General features: G+C 72.3%; 9 protein-coding genes and 2 riboswitches. Of the genes, 3 read left to right on the top strand and 6 right to left on the bottom strand.

The window, feature by feature from the left end; translation table 11 throughout:
- Nucleotides 1-468 precede the first annotated feature (468 nt).
- Nucleotides 469-1596, top strand: coding sequence for a hypothetical protein (locus tag MKK65_RS29135; RefSeq protein ID WP_243961671.1), 1128 nt, complete (start codon nucleotides 469-471; stop codon nucleotides 1594-1596).
- A 518-nt stretch (nucleotides 1597-2114) separates the two neighbouring features.
- On the opposite strand, the gene MKK65_RS29130 is transcribed toward MKK65_RS29135, so the two are convergent.
- The 6 genes from MKK65_RS29130 to MKK65_RS29105 all read right to left on the bottom strand — a co-directional run bounded on the left by MKK65_RS29130 (nucleotide 2115) and on the right by MKK65_RS29105 (nucleotide 9878).
- Nucleotides 2115-3806: a DEAD/DEAH box helicase gene (locus tag MKK65_RS29130; RefSeq protein ID WP_243961670.1), complete on the bottom strand. Its 1692-nt coding sequence runs from the start codon at nucleotides 3804-3806 to the stop codon at nucleotides 2115-2117.
- 366 nt (nucleotides 3807-4172) lie between these two features.
- Entirely contained in the window at nucleotides 4173-4928 is a 756-nt protein-coding gene (gene cobF, locus MKK65_RS29125) for a precorrin-6A synthase (deacetylating) (RefSeq protein ID WP_243961669.1), read from the bottom strand.
- An 84-nt stretch (nucleotides 4929-5012) separates the two neighbouring features.
- Nucleotides 5013-5960, bottom strand: coding sequence for an ornithine cyclodeaminase family protein (locus MKK65_RS29120; protein ID WP_243961668.1), 948 nt, complete (start codon nucleotides 5958-5960; stop codon nucleotides 5013-5015).
- Nucleotides 5961-6106: 146 nt separating this feature from the next.
- Nucleotides 6107-7228 (bottom strand): DSD1 family PLP-dependent enzyme, encoded by a 1122-nt coding sequence (locus MKK65_RS29115; RefSeq protein WP_243961667.1) that lies wholly within the window; start codon nucleotides 7226-7228, stop codon nucleotides 6107-6109.
- Between the two features lie 53 nt (nucleotides 7229-7281).
- A complete protein-coding gene (locus MKK65_RS29110; protein WP_409565518.1) occupies nucleotides 7282-8415 on the bottom strand; it encodes a pyridoxal-phosphate dependent enzyme in 1134 nt (377 codons plus the stop codon).
- A 200-nt stretch (nucleotides 8416-8615) separates the two neighbouring features.
- The gene (locus tag MKK65_RS29105) at nucleotides 8616-9878 is read right to left on the bottom strand and encodes a D-amino acid dehydrogenase (RefSeq protein ID WP_243961665.1); all 1263 of its coding nucleotides are present in this window, start codon (nucleotides 9876-9878) and stop codon (nucleotides 8616-8618) included.
- Nucleotides 9879-9945: 67 nt separating this feature from the next.
- Nucleotides 9946-10059: riboswitch (glycine riboswitch) on the bottom strand.
- A 3-nt stretch (nucleotides 10060-10062) separates the two neighbouring features.
- Nucleotides 10063-10166, bottom strand: a riboswitch (glycine riboswitch).
- Nucleotides 10167-10312: 146 nt separating this feature from the next.
- On the opposite strand from MKK65_RS29105, the gene MKK65_RS29100 reads away from it, so the two are divergent.
- Both MKK65_RS29100 and MKK65_RS29095 read left to right on the top strand, forming a co-directional pair.
- Nucleotides 10313-10648: a hypothetical protein gene (locus tag MKK65_RS29100; protein WP_243961664.1), complete on the top strand. Its 336-nt coding sequence runs from the start codon at nucleotides 10313-10315 to the stop codon at nucleotides 10646-10648.
- A gap of 297 nt (nucleotides 10649-10945) precedes the next feature.
- Complete coding sequence (locus MKK65_RS29095; RefSeq protein WP_243961663.1) at nucleotides 10946-12733, top strand: ABC transporter ATP-binding protein; 1788 nt, start codon at nucleotides 10946-10948, stop codon at nucleotides 12731-12733.
- The last annotated feature ends 23 nt before the right edge of the window (nucleotides 12734-12756 follow it).

Genomic DNA, 12756 nt, shown 5'->3' with positions numbered 1-12756 from the left:
AGATGTCTCCAGTTATATCAGTGTAATGTGAGCTCAATAAGCTGTGAGAACAGTATGATATGAGTTGAGTTGTCTTTGTTTTCAAGCAGAGGCCAGTTTACGAGTGTCTCCGGAGTGTCTGTAGTTCAGGCGTGTGCTCTTCCAATCTAAGCACTGTGCGTTTTCCCCGCCCCCTTGTGGGGGGGGGCATGTGTGAGGGTGGTTCAGGCTCGAACGGTACGGTGCCTTCTGCACCACCCCCTCCTCCAACTCCTCCCCGCAAGGGGGAGGAGAGCGCGTTCCGTGATCCCGCCACGGGCCGGGGAGGGGGCTCCACCGCACCGCCCCCCAGAAAGACCCCTCCTCCCGGGCCGGTCGCGCCGGCCCCGCGGCGGCGCCCATGCGCGGACGGGGCTGGACAAACCCGGGCGGACACCGCGATCTGTCGCGAAAGGGCTCGGCGGATCAGAGCGAACGACAGTGACCGGGATGAGGAACGCGGCGGCCGCGAGGCTTTCGGAGCGGCTCCACGGGTTTCGGAGCCTGGGCGACAATTGCGAGTTCGGCTTCGTGCAGCGCTACGGCGGCGTCGAGCCGTCCGGGCTGCTGCGGTTCTCCTACACGCCGATGGCGGACCTGATCCGCGGCCTGCGCTGCGGCTTCGCGGATTTCGGCGTGCCGGGCGACCTGCGCATCGCGGTCAGCGAAGGCGGCACCTATTATTGCCACAGCGTGGCCTACAACATCTGGGCGAACACCGGCCATGCCGCCGGCTCGATCGACCCGGCGGTGCTGGTCGAGCGCGAATACGGCCGCCTCGCCCATCTCAAGCGCAAGATGCTCGACGACCTCGCCGACGGGTCGAAGATCCTGGTGCGCAAGCTCGGCCGCGACACCCCGGATTCCGCGTTCGAGCGCCTGGCCGAGGCGGTCTGGGCGCATGGCCCCTCGACGCTGCTGCGCGTCACCGAGGCCGGGCCGGATTGGCGCCCGGAGCCCGCAAGGCGGGTCGCCGACCGGGTGATCGCCGGGCAGGTGCGCCGCTTCGCCCCCACCGAGCAGGCCTGGGAGGTCGATCTCGAACCCTGGATCCAGCTCATCGACAGCGCCTACGCGCTGGAGCACGGCCAGGCGCCGACCGACCTGGGGGCGGGGGCCTTCGGGGACACCCTGACGCTGCCGAGCGGCCTGCGCCGGCATGCCGGGCGGCACCCGAATCTGGCGCTCAGCGCCTATACGCGGGCGGTCGACCCGGCCGGCCTCGGCACCGACCGGGCCTACGTGTTCTCGACCTGGGTGTGGATCCCCGAGACGTTCGGTGGCGACCGGATCTTCGCCGTCGCCGGGCACGGGCGCCTGGGCTGGCGCGACGCCGACCTGTCCCGGCGCGGTTGCTGGCAGCGGGTCTGGGCCGGCGGGCGGATGCGCCCGGGGGTCGACCGCGAGCCCGTGGGGCTCGGCATGATCGGGACCCGGCAGGACCAGTTCTGGTCGTTCGGCGCGCGCTTCCACGAAGGCCCGATCCCGGAGGAGGGGGCCGCGCCCACAATCCGGATGCCGCCTGCCCGCTTATCCGGGCGCCGCCTGTTCGGCTGGCTGCGGTCCCGGCTGCCGTAACGCGCGCGCCATTCCAGAGCTCGGCAAGCGAGCCCGGCCCTGACGAGGCCGTCGGAAGCGCCGATCGCGAGCCGCCGACGGCCCGCAAGACCTCGACCTGTCGGCGGATCTGGATCCCGGGCTCCGCTACGCGCCCCCGGGATGACGGTGTGGTTCTGGAGGCTGCTGCCCGGATCCTGCGCCAGGGCCGTCAGGAGACATCCCGGACCCTGCCATCGGACCCCACCACACCCCTCCCGACCCATATCCAAAGTTCGCATAAGATATATTATGGAACTATAGCCGTCGATACGGCGGGGTGAGGGGGGTCTGGCATGCCAGATGGCCGGATGCGCCGGTCGATTTCGCCGGTCGATCCGGAACCGGGTCTCCGGCCAGGCCCGGGGCACCGGGCCCGGCGCGGCGGAGCAGCTTGTCGGACCCGGCTGCGCGGGACCGGGTGAGGGCGGTCCGAGGCCCCCAGGGCCAAGCGCGCTTCTGAAAAGCGCTCTGCTCAAAGCGCCCTCCCCGCGGCGGCGTCACGCGCCGCGTCCGGCGAGCCGGCTCTGGTCGGCGAAGATCCGGCCGTCCTGGGCGCGGCACTCGATCTGGTCCGACAGCCGGCCGGGCCGGATCCGGATCGCCGCCGGCCGGGCCAGGGACTCGGCCTGGTCCAGGAAGCCGGCGGCATCCATGGGCGCGTCGCGCCCGCCGCCGAGCCCGCGCCACCACAGCACCGCCTTCTCCCGCTCGTAGCCGCTGCGCTCGGGCCGCAGGCGCACCCGCCAATCGGCCGCGGCGGCGCCGTCCCGCCAGCCGAGCACGAGGTCGAGCCCGTCCGGGGCCGCCTCCAGGGTCAGGTCCGTCACCGGATGCCAGGGCGCCTCCGCCTCCGGGGCAGGGCCGGAAGGTTCGACCATGGGCGTGATGTCGGCCGAAAGGATCGGCAGCTCGTCCTCGGCCGCGGCGTCGTGCAGGGGCGCGCCCTCCTCCTCCGTCTCCGGCTCGGTCCAGCAGGCCTCGCAGGTGGAGGCGTTCAGGGCGATCAGGGCGCCGCAGCCGGGGCAGGGCTTGGCGCGCAGGCCCCCTGCCCCGGCCAGCACCTGGGCGGCACTCTGCGCCGTCACGGCGTCCACCGGCCCGTGCATCCGCACCAGCCCGGCATAGTCGAGGATCAGCGCGTCTTCCTTGCCGGGGGCGCAGCGCAGCGCCCGGCCGACCTGCTGGACGTAGAGCCCGGTGCTGCGGGTCGGGCGCAGCAGGGCCACGAGGTCGACCTCCGGGGCATTGAAGCCGGTGCCGAGCACGCCCACCGAGGTCAGGCACCGGATCTTGCCCGCCCGGAACGCCGCCACGATCCGGTCGCGCTCCCGGCGGGGCGTCTCGCCCGAGACCGTCTCGCAGGAATACCCCTCGGCCCGCACCGCGTCGCGCACGGCCTCGGCATGGGCGAGGCCGGCGCAGAAGGCGAGCCAGGCCCGGCGGCCGCTGCCGTATTCCGTCAGCTCGGCCACGGCAGCCTTGGTGATCCAGTCGCGGTTGACCGCCGCCTCCAGCTCCCCCGGGATGTAGTCGCCCCCGCGCCGGCCGACCCCGGAGACGTCGAGCTGGGTGAGCGTCGCCTTGGACACGAGGGGCGCCAGGAAACCGCGCCGGATCAGGTCGCCGGTATCGGCCTCGTAGGCGATCCCGGAAAACAGGCGGCCCGCGCCGGCGTCGAGCCGGCCGGAATCGAGCCGGTAGGGGGTCGCGGTGAAGCCCGCCACCCGCATCCCGGGCGTCAGCGCCTGCAGGCCCGCCAGGAACCGGCCGTAGCGGGTCTGGGCGGCGCGGGGGATCAGGTGCGCCTCGTCGACGATCACGAGGTCGCGCGGGCCGACCGCGTCGAGCCGGTCGGCCACGGACTGGATGCCGCAGACCAGGACCTGCGCCCCGGCCTCCCGCCGCCCGAGCCCGGCGGAGAAGATGCCGGCCGGCGCCTCCGGCCAGTAGCGGGTCAGCTCCGAGAAATTCTGGGCGACGAGCTCGCGGCTGTGGGTGACGATCGCCACCCGGGCGAGGGGGTCTTGTGTCACCGCCTCCCGGGCGAGGGCGGCGATGACCAGGGCCTTGCCGGCCCCGGTGGGCAGCACGACCAGATGGCCGGGCGCCGCCGCGTCGCCCCCTCCCCGCCCCCAGGCGGCCGCGAGCGCGTCGAGGCTGGCGCGCTGGTAGTCCCGCAAGCGCAGCATGGCGGCGGTCTAGCCGGGTCGGGCCGTCCTGTCCGTGGCGGCGGGGTCACGGCGGGGGGCGGCGTTCTCACGGGGCGCGTTGGCCCGGGTCCTCCCACGCTCTCCCCGCGTCCCTGCCGATCCACACAGCGTTCCGGCAGCAAGCCTTTGAAGCACCGCGCTTTTCCTCGCCCCCTTGCGGGGAGGGGCCAGGGGTGGGGGTGGTGCAGGATCGCGCGTGAGGGTGCCTCGTGAGCCACCCCCACCGCCCACTCCTCCCCACAAGGGGGAGGAGCGCGCGGCGCGCACAGGATGAGGGGAGAGCGTGGGATACCCGCGCGCGCAGCGCAGCGATTCAGGGCCGCGCGGGAGGGCGGCCTCTCACGCTCAGAGCCGCCGGAGCAGATAAATATCCATGATCCAGCCATGCCGCGCCCGGGCCTCGGCCCGGACCTTCCGGATCTCGTCGCCGACCGTGCCGAGGCGGCCGGACACCAGGATCTCGTCCGGGCTGCCGAGATAGGCGCCCCAGTAGATCGTCAGATCCGGGTCGAGATGGGCGAAGCTCGGATCGCCGTCGAGCATCACCACGACGCTCTCGGCATCCTCCGGCCAGCCTGCCGCAAGGCGGCGCCCGGTGGTGATCAGCACCGGGCCGCCGATGGCGTTCAGCGGCACGCCGTGGCGGGCGGCCAGGACTTGCACGCTGGAGAGGCCGGGTATCACGGCGCAGGTCAGGGCGAGACGCCCGCGCGACGCAATGCGGTCGAGGATCCGCAGGGTGCTGTCGTAGAGGGCCGGATCGCCCCAGACCAGGATCGCCCCGACCTGCCCGGATTCGAGCGCCGCCGCGAAGGCCGCCTCCAGCCGCTCGGCCCGGGCCGCGTGCCAGGCGTCGACGGTGGCGCCGTAATCGGCCGGGCGGCGCTCCCGGGGCGGATCCTCGACGGTGACGACCTGGTGGGGCTTCCGGATATGGGCGGCGCAGATCCGCTTGCGGATCTCCACGAGGTCGGCGGTCTCGGCGCGCTTGTCGAGCACGAACACCGCGTCGACATCGGAGAGCGCCCGCACCGCCTGGAGGGTCAGGTGCTCGGGATCGCCCGTGCCGATGCCGATGACCCGGATCTGCCTGTCCTGCATGCGCAATCCTGGTTTCAAAAGGTCCCCGACCTTTTGCGGGTGCAGGGCGGCGCCCTGCTCGTCTTCATCAGGGCTCCGCCCTGATTACCCGCCAAAGGGCTCATGCCCTTTGGAAACCCATTTTGCCAGGATCGCCCGGGCGATGGTCAGGTCCTGGAGGGCGATGCCGGAGGAATCGAACACCGTGATCGCCGCCGGGTCGGTCCGCGCGCCCTCCCCGCTTTCGAGCACGGCGCCGATCGCCCGCAGCTCCGCCGCCGCGGGGGCGTGCTGGAACTCACCGATGGTGCGCGATTGCTCGGGCAGGTCGCAGAACAGCGCAGCCCGCTCGAGCAGGGCCGGGGGCAGCTCCTGCTTGCCCTTGGCATCCGCCCCCATGGCGGCAACATGGGTGCCGGGGCGGACCCAATCGGCCTCGAACAGGGGCGCCCGGGCGGGCGTGGCCGTCACGATCACGTCGGCGGCCCGGCAGGCCTCCTGCGCGGAGGCCGCCCGCACCTCGACCGCGGCCCCCTGCCCCCGCAGGCGCTCGGCAAACCCCGCGACCTTGTCGTGATCCCGCGCCACCACCAGCACGGTCCGGATCGGCAGGATCCGGGCGAGCGCCGCGCATTCGAACTCCGCCTGGTTGCCGGCCCCGAACACGGCGAGCACCTCAGAATCCGGCCGGGCCAGGACGCTCGCTGCCGCCGCGTCGGCGGCGGCGGTGCGGTAGGCGTTGACGCGGCCCGCCTCGATCACCGTGTCGACCCGGCCGACCGCCTGGTCGAACAGCAGGATCACCGAATTGTGCCGCGGCAGGCCCCGGTCGGGATTGCCCGGCCAGAACGAGCCGACCTTCAGGCCGGCATAGTCGGCGGTCGATCCCGACTTGATCGAGAACCGGTTGGCCGGCTCCGAGCCATGCCCCAGCACCGCCGGGAACAGGGTGGTTCCGGGGGCGACCGCGGCGATCAGCGCCTCCCGGGCCGCCGCGAACGCCAGGGCGTGATCGACCAGGGCGGCGGATTCCTCCTCCGAGATGAAGCGCATGACGTGACGATCTCCAAGGTCATGGTTTCAAAAGGTCTGCGACCTTTTGCGGGTGCAGGGCAGCGCCCTGCCGTGATGAATCAGGGCTCCGCCCTGCACCCGCCAAAGGGCTCGCCCTTTGGGAACCCGTTACGGCACAGCCCCCATCACAACGTCATGCCGCGGGCGGTGACCGGCCAGACCGCCTCGACCCGGCCGTCCCGCACGCCGACATACCAGTCGTAGACGTTGACGGTCGGGTCGCAATGGCCCGGGATCAGCTTCAGGCGGTCGTTGAGCTTGAGCACGTTGCCGGGATCGCTGATCACCCCGTGCTCGTCCGAGCACTTGACGTATTCCACGTCGCTCCGGCCGAACACCAGGGGCAGGCCGCTGTCGATGCTCTGGGCCTTCAGGCCGGCGTCGCAGATCGCGACATCGGCCTTGGCCTTGCTCATGATCGACGTGACGATGAACAGGCTGTTCTCGAAGTCGCCGATCGGCTGGCCGCTCGCATCCTTCACCCGCTGGTAGTCGGCATCCATGAACACGTAGGAGCCGCATTGCAGCTCGTTGTAGACGCCGCTGCCGCCCTCCAGGGCAAAGCTGCCGGTGCCGGCGCCCGCCACGATATCGCAGCCGAGCCCTTCGGCCTTCAGCAGGTCGACGGTGCGCTTCGTGTCGTCGATCGCCGCCTGGATCAGGGCCTTGCGCTCGGCGTAGTCGCGCACGTGCTGCGCCCGGCCCTGATAGGCCTGCAGCCCGGCGAATGTGAGCCCCGGCGCCGCCGCGATCTTTTTCGCGATCGCCACCGCCGGCTCGCCCGGGGCGACGCCGCAGCGGCCGGCGCCGACATCGATCTCCACCAGGGCCTCGAGGGTGACGCCGTACTTGACCGCCGCCGCCGACAGGTCATCGACATTGCCGGGGTCGTCGACGCAGACCAGCACCCGCGCCCGTTTGGCCAGCGCGGCCAGGCGCTCGATCTTCTGCGGCGCCACGACCTGGTTCGAGACGAGCACGTCGCGGATGCCGGCGCTGACCAAAGCCTCGGCCTCGCTGACCTTCTGGCAGCAGACGCCGCAGGCCCCGCCCCGCTCGATCTGCACGGTCGCGATGTCGGAGGATTTGTGCGTCTTGGCATGGGCCCGGTGGCGCAGGCCGTTCTCCTTCATGAAGCGGCCGAGCTTGTCGACGTTGCGCTCGAAGGCGTCGAGATCGACCATCAGGCAGGGGGTGTCGACCTCCTCGACCGGCATGCCGACGCGGGCGGGAATGTTGTTGCGCATGGGGTGTCTCCTCCTGGTCGGGCGTTTTTTCGTTTCGCAGTCGCCTCAGCGGGTCACGGGGCGAGACCCAAAAGCTCGGCGATGCGCGGCGTCGCCTTGATGCCGGTGCCGGTGAGCACCACCGCGACGGTCTCGTCGGGACGGATCGCGCCGCTGGCGGTCAGGTCGGTCAGCGCCGCCGCGGCCATCGCGCAGGTCGGCTCGACGTAGAGGCCGGAGCGGGCGAGCTCCATCAGCGCCGCCTCGATCGCCGCCTCCGAGACCGCCACGGTGCCGCCGCCGGACCGGCGGAGCGCCGCCAGCACCGCCCGGCCGCGCACCGGCTGGGCGATGGACGCGCCCTCGGCCAAGGTCGGGCGCGGGGTCACCGGCCGATAGTCCTCGGCCCCCGCCTGGAAGCCGGCATGCAGGGGCGCGCAATGAGCCGGCTGCACCGCGTAGAGGCGCGGCAGCCGGGCGATCGCCCCCCGGCGCAGCAGCTCCGAGAAGCCGATGTCGCAGCCGAGCACGTTGCTGCCCGCCCCGCACGGGATGATCACGGCGTCCGGGGCGGAAAAACCCAGATCCTCCCACAGCTCGTAGGCCAGCGTCTTGGTGCCCTGGAGGAAATGCGCCTGCCAGTTGTGGCTGGCGTAGAAGATGTCCTCGGCCTGCCGGACGGCCGCGTCCGCGGTGTCCTGGCGGGTGCCGGGGATCAGCTCGACCTCGGCGCCGGCGGCGCGCATCTGCACGGTCTTGGCCGGCGAGGTCGAGGCCGGGACCAGGATCTTGGCCCGCATCCCGGCGGCGGCCGCGTAGGTCGCCACCGCGGCGCCGCCATTGCCGGACGAATCCTCCAGCACCGCATCGATGCCCTGCTGGCGCAGGATCGACAGCATCACGGAGGCGCCGCGATCCTTGAAGCTGCCCGAGGGGGCGAACCATTCGAGCTTGAAATGGGCCTGGCGCCCCCGCCAGGGCCGGCGCACCAGCGGCGTGCAGCCCTCCCCCAGCGAGACCGGATCCGTGACCGCCACCGGCAGCGCCGCCGCGTAGCGCCAGAGCGAGCGCTGCCCGGTGTCGATCTGCCCCCGGTCGATCCCGGGCAGCGGCGAGATCATCAGCGGCCCGCCCGACTCGCCGCGCCAGCGCGGGATCTCGATCGGGTAGGAGGCGCCGGTGGCGGGGTCGATATAGGCAGGGGGCATATTGGACGCAGGCATGCGCATCACGGCTCGGGGATCCGGGGCGGCTCGGTCAGTGTATACATAATAATCTGGCCTGGCACGTCGGCCGTGGGACATCCGGGATCCTTGGCGGGTGCGGAGCTCGCCCGCCTCATCAGGGCTCCGCCCTGATCACCCGCCAAAGGGCTGGCCCTTTGGGAACCCCGGACTTCCAGGCCACATCAGGCCGCCAAGTTCAAACTCACGGCCTCCGGCGCATGCTCCGCGGCCACCGCCTCGGCCAGAAGCTCGGCGGTGGCCCCCGAGAGGGTCCAGCCGAGATGGCCGTGGCCGGTGTTGTAGAACACGCCCTTCCGGCGGCCGCGGCCGACCTTGGGCAGCATGTTCGGCAGCATCGGGCGCAGGCCGCTCCAGGCCACCACCCGGTCGGTGTCGACAAGCGGGAACTGCTCCCGGGTCCAGTCGATCAGCGGCTGCACCCGGTCGTGGCGGATGTCGCGGTTGAAGCCGTTGAACTCGGCGGTGCCGGCGACCCGCAGGCGCGCGTCGCCGAGCCGGCTGGTGACGATCTTGGCCGCCTCGTCGAGGATGCTGACCTCCGGGGCCGCAGCCTGCGCCTGCGGGGTCAGCAGGTTCACGGTGATCGAATAGCCCTTCACCGGGTAGACGTTGACCCGGTCGCCGAGCATCGCGGCGAAGCGCCGGCTGGCGCAGCCCGCGCAGATCACCACCGCGTCGGCCTGCAGCGTCTGCGGGACGGCGGACGGCCGGTCAGCCTGGCGCCAGCCGATGGCGTAGCCCCCCGCCCCGGCCCCGATCGTCTCGACGCTGGCATCGTGGACGAAGCGGACGCCCTTGCGGGCGCAGGCGGCGGCGAGGCCGCGGGTGAATGTGTGGATGTCGCCGGTGGCGTCCGACGGGGTGAAGTAGCCGCCGGCGTAGGTGCCGGCCAGCGTCGGCTCGATCGCCCGGATCTCCTCCGGGGTCACGGCGTAGCGCTCGAGCCCGCCCTCCCGCAGCAGGGCGTTGACGGCATGCGCCTTCTCGAAGCTCGCCCGGTCCCGGTAGAAATGCAGGATGCCGCGGGTTTTCAGATCGAAATCGATGCCCTCGGCCTCCGCCATGGCGAACAGGGCCGCGCGCGCCTTGAGGGCCAGCCGCACGATCTCCACGGTGTTCTGCCGGTAATGCGCGATCTCGCGCATGAACTCCGCCATCCAAGACAGCTTGTGCCAGGAGGGGGTGGGATTCATCAGCAGCGGCGCGTCGCGGCGCATCATCCACTGGACGCCGTGGAGCACGGTGGAGAGCTTGTTCCAGACCTCGGCGTTGCAGGCCGAGAGCTGGCCGCCATTGGCGAAGGAGGTCTCCATGGCGGCGTAGCGCTGCCGGTCGAGGACGGTGACGCGGTAGCCGCGCTGGGCGAGCGCGTAGGCGGTGGTCACGCCGGTGATGCCGGCGCCGATGACGGCGATGTGGGTCATGGTGTGGGACTCCGGGACGTGCGGACGCGAGAAGGCCGCCCTGTGCGGTTGGCCGGTTGCGCGCCCCATCTGTCCCGGTGCCTGAGAGCTTGATCCGGCCGGCCCTGGCGAGGCTGGCACGGACGTCCCCTTCGGCGGGTGCCCACGGACCCAGAAGGATCCGCTGCACCGCTCTCCAGATCGCCCTGACGACACGGTTCCGGTGCCTGAGAGTTTCCGGGGCGGTTGCTCCGTCGGCGCCGGGTCCCCCTCTGGTGGGTGGATCCCGGTCTCTCCCGCATCGTCGCGATGGGCTGGGGTATCGATACCCCGATTCGGCCGGCCGGGTGAAGGCCGGGAGCCCGGTGCCTGCCGACAGCGCGGCCGCCCTGTCACCCGCCGGGAGCGATCCCGGCGCTCGCCGGTTGACCGGTGGAGGCTGAGGAGACGCCCCGATGCTGACCAGGACCGCGATCTACGAGGGCACGGTGCGCGACGGCCGGGACGAGGAGTTCTTCCGCCGGGTCCGGGACGAGCTGGAGCCGTTCTGGCGGCGCTTCCCGGGGGTCACCGCGGTGCGGGTGCAGCGCCTGGTCTCCAAGGATGCCGACGCCCGGCCGATCGCCATGATCCTGGAGATGGACTTTCCCGATCAGGCGGCGCTCGACGCCTGCCTGACCTCCTCGATCCGCCCGGACTCCCACGCCGCCACCGAGGCGGTGATGCAGCTGTTCGACGGCCGGTTCTACCACCTCGTCAGCACGGCGCGCAGCCTGGACGTCGCGGGCTAGGGCCGGACGGCCCGACCGCCGGGGCGGGATCCGGCGTTGCGAATCGGTTCCGGTTCCCCTAGCCTCGTCCCCGTCGCGCTCGATCGAGGGAGGGGCTGCATGATAACTGTCGTTGCCGTCCTCCCCGCAGGAATCGCCGGCGTCGCCGCCTGGATCGGCTAGCCGCCTTCCCGCCGCGCCCGGCCGCACGGCCCCGGCGCCCCTGAGCCCCCCTCCCGTCTGACCTCGCCGGCCCGCATCGCATCCGATGCCGGGCCCGCGTCTCCCGGAGCCGACGCCGACGCGTCGGGCATAGGCATGTCTCTGTCCTCCCCCCGGCGGGCGGGCGCGGTCCGCCGCGTCCTCGCCTTCGTCGTCCGCGGCTGGCGCAAGCGCTGGCCCCTGGTCGCCGGCCTGTCCGGCGCGATCACGCTGGCCACCTTCGCGGAGGTGATGCTGCCGCTCTACACGGGCCGGCTGGTCGACGCGCTCACCGGGCCCGAGCGCCAGGCGGCCCTGGCGGCCGCCCTGCCCGCCTTCCTGGCGATGACGGCGCTCGGCCTCGCCACCGCGCTGCTGCGGCACGTGGCGTGGAGCCTCGTGGTGCCGCTCACCCTCCACACCATGAGCGACATGGCCCGGGACGGCTTCGCCCGGGTCCAGCGCTTCTCCACCGAGTGGCACGCCAACACCTTCTCGGGCTCCACCGTCCGGATGATCTCCCGCGGCATGTGGGCCCTCGACGGGCTCAACGACACGCTGCTGCTGGCGCTGCTGCCCGCCCTGGTCGTGCTCCTGGGCACCGCCCTCGTGCTCGGCCTGCATTGGCCGGTCCTCGGCGCGGTGGTGGCGCTCGGGGCCGCCGCCTATGTCGGCGCCACCGCCCTCCTGGCGACCCGGGTCATCGCGCCCGCATCCGCCCTCTCGAACGCCCTCGACACGCGGCTCGGCGGCGCCCTGAGCGATGCGATCGGCAACAACGCCGTGGTCAAGGCCTTCGGCGCCGAGGGCCGGGAGGAGGCGCGCCTCGGCCGGCTCCTGGCCAAGTGGCAGCGGCGCACGCACCGCACCTGGATGATCATCACCTGGAGCGGTACCGGCCAGCTCGGGCTGCTGCTGGCGCTGCGCACCGCCATCGTCGCCACCGCCCTGGGGCTGTGGTGGCGCGGGGAGGCGAGCCCGGGCGACGTCGCCTACGTGCTCACCACCACCTTCGTGGTGCACGGCTACCTGCGCGAGATCGGCGGCCACATCAACCATCTGCAGCGGGCGGTCAACGAGATGGAGGAGCTGGTCGCCCTGGCGGCCGAGCCCGTCGGCGTCGCCGACCGGCCCGGCGCGGTCCCGCTCGCGGTCGCGGGCGGGACGATCCGCTTCGAGGATGTGCGCTTCCATTACGGCGCCCACGGAAACCCGCTCTACGACGGGCTGTCGGTGACGATCCCGGCGGGCCAGCGGGTCGGGTTGGTCGGCCGCTCGGGCTCGGGCAAGACCACCTTCGTCAAGCTGATCCAGCGGCTCTACGACGTCTCGGGCGGGCGGGTGACCATCGACGGGCAGGACGTGGCGGCAGCCAGCCAGGCGAGCCTGCGGGCGCAGGTCGCGATCGTGCCCCAGGAGCCGGTGCTGTTCCACCGGTCGCTGGCCGAGAACATCGCCTATGCCCGGCCCGGCGCCTCGGCGCAGGACATCGAGCGGGCGGCCCGGCTCGCCAACGCGCACGCTTTCATCGCGCGGCTGCCCAAGGGCTACGCCACGCTGGTGGGCGAGCGCGGCGTCAAGCTCTCGGGCGGCGAGCGCCAGCGGGTGGCGCTCGCCCGCGCCTTCCTGGCGGACGCGCCGATCCTGATCCTGGACGAGGCGACCTCGAGCCTCGACTCGGAATCCGAGGCCCTGGTCCAGGAGGCGATGGCCCGGCTGATGCACGGGCGCACCGCGATCGTGATCGCCCACCGGCTCTCGACCGTGCAGGCGCTCGACCGCATCCTCGTGTTCGACCACGGCCGGATCGTCGAGGACGGCCCCCACGCCGCCCTGGTGCGCCGCCCGGGCGGGGCCTACCGGGCCCTGTTCGAACGCCAATCCGTCCTGGCGGAGAGCGCGTGAGGGCCGCGCGCGGCGCGTGCGTT

Origin of the sequence: Methylobacterium sp. J-001 (genome assembly GCF_022829565.1) — a bacterium.
GTDB lineage: Bacteria > Pseudomonadota > Alphaproteobacteria > Rhizobiales > Beijerinckiaceae > Methylobacterium.
This window is presented reverse-complemented; position numbering and strand designations above follow the sequence as displayed.